A 16,396-nucleotide genomic window follows, 5' to 3' on the forward strand; every position below is an offset into this window, starting at 1 on the left:
GCACTCGCCCGCCTACGCCGCCGGACTGCGAAGGTCCGCTCACGCCGATCAACATCCCGAACGGCGTTTCCGAATCAGGAGCGGTCCATGCGCCGGAACGCCGCCCTTGAAAACTACCTGAGCGAAGCCCAGAGCTGGGAACTCGACCGCGCGCGCCGCGCAGAGCGATCAAACAAGATCGCCTGGACCGTGGCCGCAGCGGCGACACTGGTCGCAGTGCTCTCGGTCGCGGCCGTCAGCGCACTCACGCCGCTGAAGCAGCCTGTTCCCGTTCTCATCCGCGTCGACAGCAGCAGCGGGATCGTCGACGTCGTTCCCACCTACGAGGGCACGACCGACATCGAGCATCTGGTGACCCGCAACCTGCTGCAGAACTACGTGATCGCGCGCGAGCGCTACTTCTACGGTACCGCAGAGGCGGACTACGAACTGGTCGCCTCGCAGAACTCGCCTCGGTTGAACCAGGAGTGGGCCGCTTCGTGGGCCGCCGACAACCCGACCTCACCTCTGAACGCCTACAAGGATGGCACGTCCATCCGCGCGCAGGTGCGATCGGTCACCTTCCTCAAGCTGGAGAGCGGGAAGGACAAGCTGGCACAGGTCCGCTTCGCCCGCTTGACGCGCGCAGGCGGCACCGGCGAGGAGCAGACCAGCCACTGGGTGGCCACGATCGAGTTCGCCTATGTCCCGCCATCGACGGACAACAAGATGCGATCGCTCAATCCACTGGGCTTTCGCGTCGTCGAATATCGCCGCGAACCCGAGGTCGCCCCGGCCAGCGCTGCACCGAGCAGGCAGGAGGCGCGATGAAGCCGTGGCGCATGCACCGCAGGTTTGCCTTCGCGATCGGATTGGCGGCAAGTCTTGCGTTTGCCGCGCCGCACGGCCGAACCGCGACCGTGCCGCCGGCGGGCAAGGTCGATGCCCGGGTGCGTATGGTTGCCTACAACCCCGAGGACGTCGTCACGCTTCAAGGCTATGTGGGCTACCAGATCCATCTGCAGTTTGCCGAAGGCGAGGAGTTCGTGAACCTTGGCGCTGGCGACAACGGTGCTTTCGATGTCGGCGCCGAGCGCAACCACTTCTTCATCAAGCCCAAGGAAGCGCGCGCCTCGACCAACTTCACCCTCCTCACGAATCGGCGGGCCTACCATTTCGACTTCATCGTGTCTTCCGTCGCGCCCGCGGGCGGTGCGACCAAGCGCATGGTGTATTCGATTCGTTTCACCTACCCGGAGGACGAGGCCCGCGCCGCAGCGGCGGATCAGGAGCGACGCCGGACCGAGGCGCGCATGAACGAGGAGGCCTCGAATCGCCCTCGCAACGCCGACTACTGGTTCTGCGGCAGCGATTCGCTCAAGCCCGTGAGTGCCCACGACGACGGCGTGCAAACGCGACTCCGCTTTCAGGCGCAGTCAGACTTTCCGGCCATGTTCGTGCGCAACGACGACGGATCCGAGTCGCTGCTGAACTTCAGCATCGAAGCGGATGAGGTGGTGATCCACCGGGTGGCGCGTCGCTTCGTGCTGCGGCGCGGCGGCCTGGTCGGCTGCGTGGTCAACCGGTCGTTCGTCGGCGGCGGCGCGCGCACCCCGACCCACACGAGCGCAGAAGATGTGCGGCGCACGACGACAGGAGAGCGGCCGTGACCTGGATCGACCAGCCTCGCCGTGGCGCCCGAATCGATCCGCCGACGCATTCCGACGCGTCCGAGATCGACCCCGAAACCGGAGAGATCCTGCCTGGACAGACCGAGGCGGTCACCGGAAACGCCGCATCCCGCATCGCCGACGAGCGCGCCACGGTCCGAGGCGAACGCGCCATGCCATCGGTCAATCGCGAGCGCTCTGTCCAGTCGCGCATCAGCGGGTTCCTGGCGCTGGCTGTGATCATTCTCCTCGGCGGCGGCTTCCTGTTCTGGTACTACAACACGCAGTACGCCAAGACCCGCGAGGCCGAAGAGGCCGCGAGAAAGGCGGCCTCGGCACGTGCCGGCGGCGAGATGAAGGTGCCACCGCTCGGCCGCATCGATCCCCCGCAAACACCGCCGCAGGCGCCGCCCATCGCCGGCACTCCCGCTGCCCCGTCGACCGCGGCTGTCAACACGAGCCCTTCCCAGAAGACGCCCGCGCAGATCGCACTGGAACGGCAGTTAGGCACCCCGGTGCTTCGGCGCGCGCAGTCCGCCCAGCCCTCGGGCATTTCAGCACCGCACGGGTTCGCAGATCCGGCAGCGCTGCCCGCCGGCGGCATGCCTGGCATGTCCCAGTTGTTCGGCGCGCTGCAGCCGCTTGGCGCCGGCTCGGCCGCATCCGGCGGCGGCGGGCAACTTGCCGCGAACCTCCGGCCGACGCCGACCCCGGCGGTCCTCGCCCAGACCCTGCCCACACGGCGCATGCTTCTGCCCAAGGGCGCATTCATCGACTGCACGCTGGAGACCGCCATCGACTCCACCTACGAGGGCATGACCACCTGCATCGGCGCCAGCGACATCTACGGGGCGGACGGCAAGGTCGTGCTGCTGGAGCGCGGCACCAAGTACGTGGGCGAGCAGCGCGGAACGCCGCGGCAGGGACAGGGCCGCGTCTTCATCGTGTGGAACGAAGCGCGCACCCCGACAGGCGTCGTGGTCCAGCTTGCCTCACCCGGAACCGACGAACTGGGGCGCAGCGGGTTGCCCGGTTTCGTCGACACCCATTTCTGGGATCGCTTCGGTGCCGCGGTCCTGATCTCGGTGATCGACGGCACGATGCAGGCGATCGCCGCCCAGCAGCAAAGCGGCACCCGGGTCGGCAGCGGCGGCGGCTTGGTGCTCGGTCCGCAGGGCAGCCGCGACGTCATGACGGAGGTGCTGCGCAGCACCGTGTCGATTCCGCCGACAGTCATCAAGAACCAGGGCGAGCGAATCCAGATCCTGGTCGCACGCGATGTGGATTTCAGGAGCGTCTATGCGCTTCGAAGCGACCCAGCCCATCCCTGAACGCGAGCCCTGCGCCGCCACCGGCGACCTGCCATTGGCGACCAGCGCCGTGACCGCCGCGGCACCCGCGGAGCCGCCCTCGTCCCTTGTCCTTTTCCTCGGTCCGCTCGGCCGTCTCTTGGACGATCCCGAGGTCACCGAGATCTGCATCAACGAGCCCGGCGCGGCTTTCGTGGAACGGCAGTCGGGCTGGCTGCGCGAAGAGTTGCCGTTCGCGAGCTTCGACTGGTGCATGGCCATCGCCAAGCTCGTGGCCAATTTCACGCACCAGCGCATCTCGGCCAACGAGCCGCTCCTGTCCGCCACCCTCCCGGGCGGCGAACGAATCCAGATCGTGCTGCCGCCCGCGACGCTGGAGCGGACCGTCTCGATCACGATCCGGCGTCCGTCCCACACGCTCTGGAGCCTCGAAGAGCTGGCTGATCTGCGCGTCTTCGAGCCGACATGCAGCGTCCCCGCCTGCCCGCTGCGGCCGACCGATCTGGACAACCTGGCACCGGAGGATCGGGAACTGGCCGGGCTTCTCGCATGTCGCGAGTTCGTGCCGTTCCTGCGCCGTGCGGTGCAGTGGCGCAAGAACATCCTGTTGTCCGGTGCCACCGGCTCCGGCAAGACCACGGTCGGCAAGGCGCTGATCCTCGAGGTGCCACCGGAGGACCGTTTGATCACGATCGAGGACGTGAAGGAACTGTCGCTGCGCAACCAGCCCAACCACGTGAGGCTTTTCTACTCGCAAGGCGCCCAGGGGCAAGCCGAGGTCACGCCCGGTCAGCTGCTGGCCGGTGCCAAGCGGCAGCGGCCCGACCGCGTGTTCGTGTCGGAATTGCGGACCGGCGAAGAGGTCTACGACTACCTGGTGTCTGTGAACACCGGCCACCCCGGCTCGATCACCAGCGTGCATGCGGACAGCGCGGCGATGGCCTTCGTGGCGCTGGCGCAGTTGATGAAGCGCAGCCAGGCGGGCCAGGGCATGAGCACGCGCGACGGCGTGGAATTGGCGCAGATGAGCGTGGACATCGTCGTGCAGTGCGCGCGCGAACGCCGGGACGGCCGTCCGCGGCGCATCGTGCGGGAGATCTGGTATGACCCAGGCACCAAGAACCGACGGCTTGCCTAGCCCTTTCAGGATTGCGGTCGCATTGCTGGTGGCCGTGATCGTCGGCGTCTACGTCGCAGGCCACGCATTCCTGATGGCGATGAAACTGCCACCGCAGCAAGTCACGCTGCTCACGCTCCATGCCTACTGGCAGGCCTACGGCGATCAGCCGGAGGTGCGCCGCGCCCTCATGACATCGCTGGCGGGTTCCCAGGGCCTCGTGCTGGGCCTGGTGGGCGTCGCCATGCTGCCGCGTCGCCGGCCGCTGCACGGCGAGGCCCGGTTCGCGAGTCGGCGCGAAATTGCGCGGGCGGGGCTGCTGCAGGAGCACGGCATCATCCTCGGGCGCCTGGGCAACCGCTATCTGGTGCTGCCCGGCCAGCAAGGTGTCGAGCTCGAAGCCCCGCCGCGCAGCGGCAAGGGCGTGGGCGTGGTCATCCCCAATCTGCTGAACTGGCCCGGCTCGGCCATCGTCAGCGACATCAAGGGCGAGAACTTCACACGCACGGCGGGCTTTCGTGCGACCCATGGGCAGGAGGTGCACCTGTTCGATCCGCTGTCCGAACGCGAGTGCTCGGCACGCTGGAATCCGCTGGGCTACGTGTCCGAGCAGCCCTACCGCTGCATCGACGACCTGCAGCGCATTGGCACGATGCTCTTTCCCGATCCGCAGGCGGGCGACCCCTTCTGGAGCTCGTCGGCCCGGTCGCTGTTCCTGGGCATCGCTCTGTACCTCTTCGAGACCCCGGGCGCCACGCGCACCCTGGGCGAGGTGCTGCGCCAGGGCATGGCCAGCGACGCGGAAGGCTTCCAGAAACACTGGAAGCGCGTGATCGACGCCTGCGAGCGCGCCGGCTATCCGCTGTCGCAGGAAGCGGTGCAGAGCCTCTATGACGTGATCGACCTGGCGCCGACCACGGCCTCGAGCATCCGCAAGACCTTCACCAGCCGCCTGGACCTGTGGCTCAACCCGATGATCGATGCGGCCACCTCGGCCAACGACTTCGACCTGCGGGACCTGCGCAAGCGTCCGATCTCGATCTATGTGCAGATCAATCCCGACAACATCGCCCGGCTGCAGCCGCTGCTGAACCTGTTCTTCCAGCAGGCGATCGGGCTTCAGACGCGCGAGCTTCCCGAGAGCAACCCGCAGCTTCGCCACCAACTGCTGCTGATGCTCGACGAGTTCGCGGCGCTCGGGCGCATCCCGGTCATCGCCGATTCCACGGCCTTCCTCCCGGGCTACAACGTGCGCACCGTCGTCATCGTGCAGTCCCACTCGCAGCTGATCGAGAAGTACGGCATCGAGGGCGCCAAGTCGATCCGCAAGATGCTGGCCGCACGCATCGTGTTCCCGCCCAAGGAGTACGAGGACGCCGAAGCTATCTCGCGCGAGCTGGGGACCTACACCGTCCGGCAGAAGAACGTCAGCCGCCCGATGTGGGGTGGCGCAGGCAAGGCATCGACGGTGAGCATCAGCGAGCAGCCGCGGCGCCTGCTGCTGCCCCAGGAGGTCAAGGAGCTCGGGACGGACCGGATGCTTCTCTTCCACGAAGGCCTTCGGCCAGTGCTGGCGCATCGCGTCCTTTACTTCCGCGACCGGTTCTTCGCCCCGCGCGAACGGCCACCGCCGCCGGTGCCCAAGCTCGGCGTGGCCAGGCGCGGTGACATCCTCGCGCCAGTTCCGCTGGCCGTGACCGATGACGAGCAAGACACCCCTGGCATGAGTTCCGGTTTCACCACAGGCGCCGCGCCCAAGGGCGGTGGGCTGGCACCAGCGAACCCAAGCGCCGCGACCGCGCGCGGCGACGCGGTCGCCGACGACCTGCAGCTGGACGATTTCTCGTTCGACTTCGATGACGTGGAGATTCCCACAGAGAAGCTCAGCGAGGAGGACTTGAAGCGCCATGCCGACGAGTTCATGGCGCACATCCTGGACTGACGCCCTCAGCTCAAGTCTGAAATCAGGGCGCCCCGAACAGCACGCATGCGAAAGGAGCCGCGATGTCCACAGACCAACCTTCCGACAGCCCGCCGCCTTCCGGCGCCTCGGGTTCCACTACGCACGAAGAGACCGGCTTCGTCCAGGGCAGTGCTCCTCGTGCGGGACGCGGCCATCCCCGCGTGCCCGATGCCGTCGAACGCCGCTACCTGCGCGTCGACAACCGGTACTTCTTTCCGGACCGCACCCTCGCCTTCATCGACGACGGCGCCCGCATTCGCGTGGGGACCGAGAACCGCGAGGTGCTGCACGGCGTGGTGGCGATCGCCGAGGCGCGGGGCTGGCGGGCGCTCACCGTCAGGGGCACCGAGAGCTTCCGGCAGGGCATGTGGCGCGAAGCCGCGTTGCGCGGCATCGAGGTCCAAGGCTACGAACCGACGGAGGTGGAAATCCTTCAGATGCGGCGCGCCTCAAAGCCCTCTCAGCCATCCCATGAAAAGGGCGCCGCTCAGGCGCCGGCAACCCGGACAGCACCGGAGGAACGCGGGGCAGCGATGGCGCGCGATGGGTCACGCGGCCGGGGCGCGGCTCACGATGCCGCGCCAGATCCGGCGGAGCTGCCGCAAGACCATCGGCCGCGCACGGCCCCCAGGTCGACCGTTCGAGGAATGCTGGTTGCAGCGGCCGCCGCACCCTACCAATTCGATCCGGCGCAGCGCATGTCCTTCTACGTAAGGGTCCGCACCGAGACTGGCGATCGCACGGTGTGGGGTGCGGACCTCGAACGCGCGCTCGCGGAATCCGCTTCGCGACCGCGCATCGGCGACCAGGTGGTCCTCACACGGCACGGCGCGCATCCGGTGAAAGTCCTCGTGGCGCAGCGCAATGCGCAGGGCGAGCCAACCGGAGACAAAAGAATCGTCACGCAGCGTGCCGTATGGCGCATCGAGACTCCGGACTACCTTCGCGCCATGGAGGAGCGCGCGATGCGCATACGAAGCGGCGAAACGGTGTCCCCCGAGATCCGTCGACAGCATCCGCAACTGTCCGCCGCGGCTGCCGGCCTGGCATTGGCCGAGCAGTACGCGACGCGCGTGACCAGCGATCGGGACTCCCAGCAGCGGCTGCTCCAACTGATCCGCGAACGCATCGCCGACGCGCTGGCACAAGGCCATTCGATCCATCTCCCGGATCGCCGCCCCTGTCCCACCCCCGTGCATGTGCGCCGGCGCACGGCCAGAGACCGAGGAGCGCCCAGCCCTGAGCGCGTCTAGGCGGCGCCGGCCACACCATCGAACGACGGCCGCCAAGTGAAGGCGCGAAGAAGTTCCAAAAAAACCACCCACGTGTGCGAGGGCTTGTCGATGCACTCCCTGGCGAAGCCCGCAGCGCCCGCGACGGCCTGGTCGATCTCGGACGGCTCCCTGGAGGCGCTCAAATGGGTCGGTCTGGTGCTCATGACCGGCGATCACGTCAACAAGTACCTGCTGCAGGAGGCGAGTCCCACGCTCTACGCACTGGGGCGCATGGTGATGCCGCTTTTTGGCTTCGTCCTCATGGCCAACCTGGCGCGGCCCGGCGCGTTTCGAGCCGGCATGCATCTGCGCATCATGAGGCGGTTGGCGGCCTTCGCGCTGCTGGCGACACCCGCTTTCGTTCTCCTTGTCGGCTGGTGGCCGTTGAACATACTCGTGACGCTTTGGTTGGCGACCTTGATCGTATGGCTGCTCGAACGCGGCGGCGCGGTGGCGCGCGTCGCGGCATCGATCACCTTCCTCATAGGAGGTGCGCTGGTGGAGTTCTGGTGGTCCGCACTGCTCTGCTGCCTCGGCGCCTGGGGGTTCGCGCGCCGTCCCAATGGGGTCAGGATGCTCTTGTGGGCCCTGGCGACAGCCTCGCTCGCAATCGTCAACGGCAACTTTTCCGCGCTGGCCGCCCTGCCCTTGATCTTGGCGGCCCGGCAGGTCGACATTCCGTTGCGCCGCTGTCGATGGGTCTTCTACGCCTACTACCCTGCGCATCTGTCACTGATTGCCATGGTGCCGAGACCCGCATGACGGGAAAGAACCAGTGGCAAGCGTTCGCAAGCGACTGCCGAGCTTTCGAGCGATGTTGCATGTCGGCGCGGCAAGTCAAGCGCGCTTCCGTCGCCATGATCGAACTGTGCGACCTGAGCGAGCGACGCCCATGCAGGCCCGAGCCGTCCCACGCAACTCGCTGTCGGCGTCAACGCACTAGAGTGCTTGCCAGTATTCCGGTTGACGATGCCTCGGCCGCCAACTTGCCCTCCGGGTTGTAGAGCGCAGCTTCGAGAAACGCGACGCGCTTGCCGCGCTTGATCACCCGCCCTTCGACCCGCCCCTCACCCGGGCCGACCTTTTCATAGAAGCTCACCTTGATTTCGAGGCTGAAGACAGTCTGAAGGTGCTCTGAGTCGTGCATCACGGCATGGGCCATGGCGGCATCGAGCCAGGCGGTGATGAATCCACCTTGGGCGATGGTGCCGTTCGTATGGCAATACTCGCGTCTTACCGTGAAGGCGGCCTGGAGCGTCTTGCGCTCGGGCGACCATCCCGTCACGTGGAAGTTGCCCATCGATTCGGCCAATGCCTGGCCGGAGCGAATTCGTGCTTCTAGATCGTCGTTCATTGAAATCGTGCGCTGATGAAATCAGCGGTCATTCTCATCTGGAGCGGGGCAGTCTGTCGTCCGTAGTTTTTGCGGTTCATCCCGCCCCGGGGACTGCCGCTGCCCAATGGCATTGCTGCAAGGAGCGGCTGCTCTGGTCTTGCGACGTCGACAACTAGAAGTTGTCCGCAGTGAATTTAGGGATGTCGCGCGCCATGGCCAACAGGGCCTGCGCTCTGGTGGCCACGAACTGAGCAAGGCCCTTCACGAAAGCGACTTCCTCTCCCTTGTACGCCGGGTCCGCCGCCTGCGTCGGCGCCTCTCGAAGTGCGAGCTCACAGAGTCGCGTCAGCTCACGTGCGAAGTACCTGCGTTCGATGCCCATGCGAATGCAGAAGTCTGCAAGCGCGAACGAGCGCACTGCTTCAAGCTCGAACTCATCCCCGAATGCCATGGCCAGGTCGTGATGGAACCCCGCGTACTGCACGACGCTCACCAGGTCATACAGCGGCGTCGGCGTGAGCCCGGTGCGGTTGACGAAGAACGAGACGTTCTTGCCGTGCGAATCGCTGTTGCCGAAGAGCAGAGTCGTGACCGCCCAAAGGACCAGGCGCTGCATCCCCAGCGCCGGTTCGACGAACCCCGGCCTGAGCGTGCCGAGCTTTTCGAAACTGGCGCCATCGCGAATGTGCCGCACCTCAGGTTGATCCCCCACGTTGCGCTCGTACTTTGCACTCACCGAAAGATCCAGCGCCTGGCACCCATCAATGATGTGCAACCGCTCGACACCGTCCGGTGTCCTGCGGCGGTCGAACCGCTCGATGCTCAAGACGGGCGACGGTACCCGCAGGATGCTCACCTGCGCGGCACAGGGCGCCTTCCAGCGTCGCATGCTGATGCGATTGGCCAGTTGCATGCAGAAATGCTCGTTGGCCACCATGAACCTCGTGTGCTCGCGCGCAGGCTCGGGCTTGAGAATGTGCGTAGACGACAGCACCCCGTCAACAAGGAACAGTTGATCTTCTTCGATGGCCACCAGAAGCTTGTCCTGGTGCCCCGCAATGGACATGCGCACTTTGCCGTCCCACCGGTTGAAGGGTTCGTTCGCGCGGTTGTCGATCCGTGCCTGCAGCTCTTCGAACGCCAGGTGCCGGCGCAGTGGCTCCTGCTCGGCCGGCACTTGGCCGGCGGCGATAAAGCTCAGCGCGCCAGCAGTCTCATGTCCGAGGTGGCGAAGAAGGCCGAAGACGTTGTTGCGCGCCACGCGAGCATCGTTGGCCGCCACAACCAGTGCCTCGCCTTCAGGGAGCAGGTTCTCCAGGAACCGGCGGATGGCCTGCGGCGCTGCGCCACCCTCCAAGGGCAGGTGTGGCGAGAGCGGGTACCGGCTTGGCCAGGCCAGCCAGGCAGCGTCGTAGTCGAACTGGAAGGCATCCTGAACCTGGTCGTAGCCGAGCGTGCCGACGCGCACGGCTCCCGCGTACACGTCCAGGATGTACCCTTCCATCAGCGACCTTCGCTCGCCAAGGGGGCAAGCACTGCTTCGAGGGCAGGAATGTCGGTCTTGGGCACGACGAGCATGCGAAGGCCCAGACTCTCCAGCACCAGCATGAGCTTGTCAGCGGTCACCGGCTTGCCGTTCTCCAAGCGAGAAAGCACGTCACTGGAGACTCCGCTGAGGGAAGCAGCGTCGTCGATGCGCATGCGCGACTGGGCGCGTCGATTTCGCACGAGTTTGCCGAGTTGCTCGAGGGATGCAGCGGCTGGACTCAGGTTCTGCTGGAATTCAGGAAGTGTGCGGGCCATATTGTTTCGCTTGTCCGAAACTATAAACCAAAAGCCAGGAAGGCAGTATTAATTTCGGCATAACGAAACAAAGCGCCGTTTACCCTAGCGTAACGCTTTATTTCGACATAACGAAACATTGCACGAAGCAGGCGTTTCATGGGGAGGCAAATCGCGCAACTCATGTCGCCGGAACATCGGATTTGTTCGCACCGGCAGGCGGTAGCTGAGGAGCTCAAAGTGCGTCCCGGCTGTCGAGCGACAGCAGGAGCACCGCCCCTTATCGGGGTCACCTTACCTCTTGGCCGTCCTATGCATTCGCCGGGAAAAGCCGGGCAGCGCAGCACACACCGGATAGGCAACGGGGGCCAGACGCGCGAGACGCGTCTGTACTTCAAACCTTCTTCTTACCTCGCGCCCCGCGAGCCACAGTGCATGATTCGAGCATGAGATTCCATGCTTTTGCGCCGCCTGTTTTTTCAGCGCCACCGGCGGTACCGCCTTTGCGTGGCTGACGGCCGCAGCCCGCCAGGGCCGTCTCATTCATCCGCCCCACATCCAGCGCTCCACGCATCGCGCGCGGGCGCGCCATGCATTCACAGGAGGACGTTTTTCCATGCGCCGTTTTGAACTGATCGAAGGAACCGCCAGCAAATTCTGGGAAGTGGAGCAGTCGGACACCGACCTCAACATCCGCTGGGGCCGCATCGGCACCGCGGGACAGAGCCAGACCAAATCTTTCGCCGACGCCGCCAAGGCCGCCACCGCGCTGACCAAGCTGGCGGCCGAGAAGACGGGCAAGGGTTACAGCGAAGTTGGCGTGGCGGCCGATGCAGCCATCGGCAAGACCGAGGCGAAGGCCGAGACGAAAGTGAAGGCCGAGGCAGCGCCGGAAATGGCCACGGCCGCATCGGCAGCGAAGGCCGCGCCCGCAAACCATACCGCCGCGGCGGACGCGCCCGCCGAAGGCATCGACAGCCAGGCCGATCGCGCGTTCGAAGTGGTGCGCGCCCAGATCGAAAACGGCACGCTCACCCGCAAGGACACGCTGTCGCCCTCCAGCCTCAGGCGCCAGCACGGCGTGAGCGAACAAGGCGCCGCGCTCGCCTTCAAGCGGCTGCAGTCCGCGGGCCTGCTGGAGGGCTGGGGCACCAGTTGCTCGCCGCCCAAAGACGCGCAGGCCATCGCGAAGGAACTGGGCACCTCGGCCTCGACCACGCAGGTAGCGGCTTCGTCCGCATCGGCCTCTGATCTCGCCATCAGCGCCGACACACCGCCCTGGCTCGCCGCCGGCACGCCCATCCGGCTGTCCCCCGACATACTGCGCGAAGCCTTCCCCTCGCGCCGTTTCCCGCCCAAGCCGATCGAGCCGCCGGTGAGCGTGGGCGCGGCCTGGCTGCCGGTGCGCCGCAAGCTCGACATCCACGTGAACATGACCGGCACCGACGCGGCGCTGCGCGACGCCACGCAGCGCATGATCGATCGCAGCACGCAGCCCATTCCCGCGGCTGATGCCGAGGCCGACACCGTGCTGTTGGCGTTTGCGCTGAGCAGCGGCAACCACGGCAACAGTCAGATAGGCACGCAACTGGTGCCCTACTTGGCGGCGCAGTACGGCCTGCCAGGCGCGGTCGACATCCTGCTGGCCGCGCAGCAGATCGAGGTGCAGTCCGACTACGACCGGGCGGCGAAGAAGCACCAGTACAGCTTCAGCGCCAGCGTCTCCAAGCAAATGGGCAGCGCCTACTACGGCCCCTTGGACGACGGCGAGCAAGCCTTCCGCGCGCACTTGGCACTGGCCGCCCCCGAGGTCTGGCAGGACTGCCGCGACCGCATCGAGGCCGGCCTGCCCCGCGTGTACCCGAGCCGCCAGCCGGCGCTGGCGATGCTGTTGCCCGATGCGCCCGAAATTTCCAACGCGCTGGTGCACGCGCTTGCGGCCGTGAAGCCCGCGCCCGAGACGATGCACTGGCTGCAGCTGACGGCCACCGACCCCGACGCCGTCGCGCTGGCTGCCAAGGTGCGGCTGAGCTATTCGAGCGGCTTCTGGGGCAACGGCCCCATGACCAGCACGCTGGTGCAAGAGCGCGGTGTCGACGCCGTGCCCGTGCTGGAGCGCGGTGCGGCCACCGACGACGCGGGCGACGCGCTCGCCTGCATCGGCACGCCCGACGCGGTGCATGCGCTGGCCCGCGTGGCGAGCACGTCGAAGGGCGCGCTGGCACGCCTGGCGCTGGCCGTCGACCGCTGGCCGTTGGCGGCGATTCCCGCGCTGTCGCGGCTGGTCGCGGCAGGCGGCAAGGACGCCAACCTCGTCAAGCCCAGCCTCACCCGGCTGCTGCGCGCGCACGGCGCGGCCCTGCCCGCGTTGCGGCCCTGGCTCGACGCGGGCGCGCAGACTGTCATCGACCAACAACTGGCGCTGCTCGCCGGCCCCACCGAGGTGGCCGATGCGAGCGAGCTGCCCGGCGTGCTGGCCGCGCCGCCGTGGCTGGCCAAGACGCAGAAGAAGACTGCCGCGGCGCTGGTGCTCGAACCGCTGGCGCTGGCCCCGGTCGAGCAATGGGGCAAAGGCCTGCGCGAGAGCGCGCTGCGGCTCGCCTCCTGGCAAAAGAGCCGCCAGGACCTGGCCAGGAAAGACATTGCGGTGCTGCTCGACCAGCTGGGCTTCGACCGCAAGGACAAGAAAGAGCACGGGCCGCTCGGCAAGGCCGCGGAAGCCGCCATCAAGGCCGGCGACACCGCCGCGCTGATCGCGAACTGGCGCGCCATGCTCGGCGAACGCAAGGAGGGTCGCTACTACTGGTTCCGTTTCGACTCGTTCGTGGCGGCGCTGCTTCCGGCCGCGGTGGGCGTGCCGTTCTGGAACGCGATTGCGGGCGAATCGGAAAGCGACGACATCGGCGTGATGCTGGCCACCCACGGCCTGGCTGTGCTGCCGGGGCTGGTCGCCATGGTGCGCACCAAGCCGACCGAGAACCTCTCGTATGCGCAGAACTACGGCGCGGCCGAACTCGCCATGCCGGCTGCACGTGCCTTCGCCAAGCTGAAGACGCTGCGCGCCGAAGGCCGCGCCTGGCTGCTGAAGTACCCCGAGCACACCGCCTGCGGCCTGATTGCGCCCGCGCTCGGCAAAGCCGGCGAGGCGCGCGACTGCGCGGGCTCCGCGCTGCGCCTGCTGCAGGCCAACGGCCACGAGGCGCTGCTGCTCGACGTGGCCGGCCGCTACGGCAAGCCCGAGGTGGTGGAGGCATTGCGCGCGGTGCTCGACGAAAGCCCGCTCGACCGCTTCCCCACCAAGCGCGCCAAGCTGCCCGAGTTCTGGCAGCCGCGCAGCTGGCGCCGGCCGACGCTGAAGAACGGCAAGGCCCTGCCCGACGATGCGCTCGACAACCTCGGCCAGATGCTGACCTTCCCGACCAACGAGGAAATCTACGGCGGCATCGCCGTGGTCAGGGAGGCCTGCGACGCCGGCTCGCTGGCCGAGTTCGCCTGGGACGCCTTCACCGCCTGGCTCGAGGCCAGCGGCCCGAGCAAGGAAGGCTGGGCACTCACCGTGCTGGGCCAGTTCGGCAACGACGACACCGCGCGCAAGCTCACGCCCTTCATTCGCGCGTGGCCCGGCGAGGCGGCGCATGCGCGCGCCGTCGCCGGGTTGGACGTGCTGGCCACCATCGGAAGCGACGTCGCGCTGATGCTGCTCAACGGCATTGCGCAGAAGGTCAAGTTCAAGGGCCTGCAGGACAAGGCGCGCGAGAAGATCGACGCCATTGCCGAAGCGCGCGGCCTGAGCACCGAAGAACTCGAAGACCGGCTCGCGCCCGACCTCGGCCTGGACGAGCAGGGCACGATGCGGCTGGACTTCGGCCCGCGCGCGTTCAAGGTGGGCTTCGACGAAACGCTCAAGCCCTATGTGCGCGAAACCATCGACGGCGTGGACGGCGCGCGCCTGCCCGACCTGCCCAAGTCCAAGAAGACCGACGACGCCGAGCTGAGCAAGGAGGCCGTCGAGCGCTTCAAGCTGCTGAAAAAGGACGCGCGCACCATCGCCAGCCAGCAGCTGCTGCGCCTGGAGGTGGCGATGTGCGCGCGCCGCCGCTGGGCGCCCGAGGTGTTTCGCATGTTCCTGGTCGAGCATCCGCTGGTGCGCCACATCGTGCAGCGGCTGATCTGGGGCGTGTATGCGGTGGAAGGCGCGGCCGAGGGCAGCAGCTACGGCGGCACGCTGCAGGCGTGCTTCCGCGTGGCGGAGGACGGCAGCTCCACCACGGCGGAGGACGATCCGTTCGAGCTGCCAGAACCAGGCCACGGCGCGAACATCCGCATCGGCGTGCCGCATGCGCTGGACCTGCCAGCAGCCGATGCCGCGGCCTTCGGCCAGGTGTTCGCCGACTACGAACTGCTGCAGCCCTTCGCGCAGATCGGCCGCGACGTCTACACGCTGACCGACGACGAGAAGAAGAGCGTGAAGCTCGAACGCTGGAAGGACGTGAAGGTGCCCACGGGTCGCGTGCTGGGGCTGGCCAACAAGGGCTGGCGCCGCGGCCAGGCGCAGGATGCGGGCTGCATCTGGTACTTCAGCAAGCCGCTGGGCACCAACCGCGTCATCGAGCTGAGCCTCGACCCCGGCATCATCGTCGGCATGGTGGACGAGTACCCCGAGCAGACGCTGGGCCAGGTGCAGGTCGGCAAGCCTTCGGGCTGGGGCGACATGCAGGATGCGGACACGCTGAACCAGCTCGACCCGATTTCCGCGAGTGAACTGATCCGCGACATGGAAGGCTTGCGAGCCTGAACGACACACACATGGCCACATCGAACAAGACCAAAGACGCCTCCGGTACGGCAGCGCAGCAACTGCAGCGCCCGCCGGCCGAGATCCAGTACGGCGCACAGCTCGCGCGCCTTCAGGCGCAGGACACCGACCCGCGCCCGCCCGGCTGGGCACTGGGCCTGAAAGCCGCGCGCTCGTTCATCCTCGGCGACGCGGCGCTCGGCATCGCGCCGAAGATCGTCGCGCCCGTGGCCAGCATCGAGCGCATGCTCGTCACGCTGGCCACCGGCCGCGGGCTGATGCTGGTGGGCGAGCCGGGCACGGCGAAGTCGATGCTGTCGGAGCTGCTGGCCACGGCCATCTCGGGCATCTCCACGCTCACCATCCAGGGCGGCGCGTCGATCACCGAAGACCAGATCAAGTACGGCTGGAACTACGCGCTGCTCATCAACGAAGGCCCGAGCCCGCGCGCCATGGTGCCCGCGCCGCTGTACCTGGGCATGCAGCGCGGCCAGGTGGTGCGCTTCGAGGAAATCACGCGTGCGCCGCTGGAGGTGCAGGACTGCCTGCTGGGCATGCTGTCGGACCGCGTGATGGCGGTGCCCGAGCTCGCGGGCGAGCACGGCATGCTCTACGCGCGCGAGGGCTTCAACATCATCGCCACCGCCAACACGCGCGACCGCGGCGTGAACGAGATGAGCGCGGCGCTGAAGCGGCGCTTCGACTTCGAGACGGTCTTCCCCATCCTCGACTTCGACCGCGAACTGGCGCTGGTGCAGGAATCGTCCGCGCGGCTGCTCGCACAGAGCGGCATTCCGAAGACCGTGCCCGCGCCGGTGCTCGAGCTGCTGGTGTCCACCTTCCGCGACCTGCGCGGCGCGCCGGGCAAGGCTGAAAAAGGCAACGCCAACGGGGGCAACGACGGCGCGATGGACAAGCTCACCGCCGTGATGTCGACCGCCGAAGCCGTGAACGTGGCTCATGCGGTGGGCGTGCGCGCCTGGTTCCTCGAACAGCGCGAAGGCTCGCCGGCCGACCTGGTCGACTGCATCGCCGGCACGGTGGTGAAAGACAATGCGGACGACCGCGCCAAGCTGCGGCGCTACTTCGAGCAGAAGGCGGCCAAGCGCAACGGGGCGCACTGGCGCGCGTACTACGAGGCGCGGCATCGCCTCCCCTGACCGCGCCGCG

The 16,396-nt window shown here is 67.3% G+C and carries 12 protein-coding genes; 9 read left to right on the forward strand and 3 right to left on the reverse strand.

All coding sequences use genetic code 11. The annotated features are described in order from the left end of the window. Nucleotides 1-87 precede the first annotated feature (87 nt). From M2282_RS25790 to M2282_RS25820, 7 genes are all read left to right on the forward strand, one after another. Nucleotides 88-810, forward strand: coding sequence for a virB8 family protein (locus tag M2282_RS25790; protein WP_280811622.1), 723 nt, complete (start codon nt 88-90; stop codon nt 808-810). Further along, complete coding sequence (locus M2282_RS25795; protein ID WP_280811623.1) at nt 807-1,649, forward strand: TrbG/VirB9 family P-type conjugative transfer protein; 843 nt, start codon at nt 807-809, stop codon at nt 1,647-1,649. The genes M2282_RS25790 and M2282_RS25795 overlap by 4 nt, the downstream gene beginning before the upstream one ends. Further along, nucleotides 1,646-2,980: a type IV secretion system protein VirB10 gene (gene virB10 / locus M2282_RS25800; RefSeq protein ID WP_280811624.1), complete on the forward strand. Its 1,335-nt coding sequence runs from the start codon at nt 1,646-1,648 to the stop codon at nt 2,978-2,980. Before M2282_RS25795 ends, virB10 begins: the two co-directional genes overlap by 4 nt. Continuing rightward, nucleotides 2,949-4,097, forward strand: coding sequence for a P-type DNA transfer ATPase VirB11 (gene virB11 / locus M2282_RS25805; protein ID WP_280811626.1), 1,149 nt, complete (start codon nt 2,949-2,951; stop codon nt 4,095-4,097). Before virB10 ends, virB11 begins: the two co-directional genes overlap by 32 nt. Beyond that, a complete protein-coding gene (locus M2282_RS25810) occupies nt 4,090-6,018 on the forward strand; it encodes a type IV secretory system conjugative DNA transfer family protein (protein ID WP_280811627.1) in 1,929 nt (642 codons plus the stop codon). Before virB11 ends, M2282_RS25810 begins: the two co-directional genes overlap by 8 nt. 62 nt (nt 6,019-6,080) lie before the next feature. Continuing rightward, entirely contained in the window at nt 6,081-7,292 is a 1,212-nt protein-coding gene (locus M2282_RS25815; protein WP_280811628.1) for an LPD7 domain-containing protein, read from the forward strand. A 90-nt stretch (nt 7,293-7,382) separates the two neighbouring features. Continuing rightward, on the forward strand, nt 7,383-8,075 hold the full coding sequence (locus M2282_RS25820; protein WP_280811630.1) for a TraX family protein: 693 nt from the start codon (nt 7,383-7,385) through the stop codon (nt 8,073-8,075). Between the two features lie 169 nt (nt 8,076-8,244). Here the strand turns inward: M2282_RS25820 and M2282_RS25825 are convergent, their stop codons facing one another. The 3 genes from M2282_RS25825 to M2282_RS25835 form a co-directional block, all read right to left on the reverse strand. Beyond that, nucleotides 8,245-8,667 (reverse strand): PaaI family thioesterase, encoded by a 423-nt coding sequence (locus M2282_RS25825; RefSeq protein WP_280811631.1) that lies wholly within the window; start codon nt 8,665-8,667, stop codon nt 8,245-8,247. Between the two features lie 154 nt (nt 8,668-8,821). Next, nucleotides 8,822-10,153: a HipA domain-containing protein gene (locus M2282_RS25830; RefSeq protein WP_280811632.1), complete on the reverse strand. Its 1,332-nt coding sequence runs from the start codon at nt 10,151-10,153 to the stop codon at nt 8,822-8,824. Further along, nucleotides 10,153-10,452, reverse strand: a complete 300-nt coding sequence (locus M2282_RS25835; RefSeq protein ID WP_280811633.1) for a helix-turn-helix domain-containing protein — start codon at nt 10,450-10,452, stop codon at nt 10,153-10,155. The genes M2282_RS25830 and M2282_RS25835 overlap by 1 nt, the downstream gene beginning before the upstream one ends. 595 nt (nt 10,453-11,047) lie before the next feature. Between M2282_RS25835 and M2282_RS25840 the strand changes: the two genes are divergently transcribed. Both M2282_RS25840 and M2282_RS25845 read left to right on the forward strand, forming a co-directional pair. Further along, entirely contained in the window at nt 11,048-15,226 is a 4,179-nt protein-coding gene (locus M2282_RS25840; RefSeq protein ID WP_280811634.1) for a WGR and DUF4132 domain-containing protein, read from the forward strand. A gap of 11 nt (nt 15,227-15,237) precedes the next feature. Further along, a complete protein-coding gene (locus tag M2282_RS25845) occupies nt 15,238-16,386 on the forward strand; it encodes an ATP-binding protein (RefSeq protein ID WP_280811635.1) in 1,149 nt (382 codons plus the stop codon). Nucleotides 16,387-16,396: the final 10 nt, after the last annotated feature.

The organism is Variovorax boronicumulans (assembly GCF_029892485.1).
Classification (GTDB): domain Bacteria; phylum Pseudomonadota; class Gammaproteobacteria; order Burkholderiales; family Burkholderiaceae_C; genus Variovorax; species Variovorax boronicumulans_B.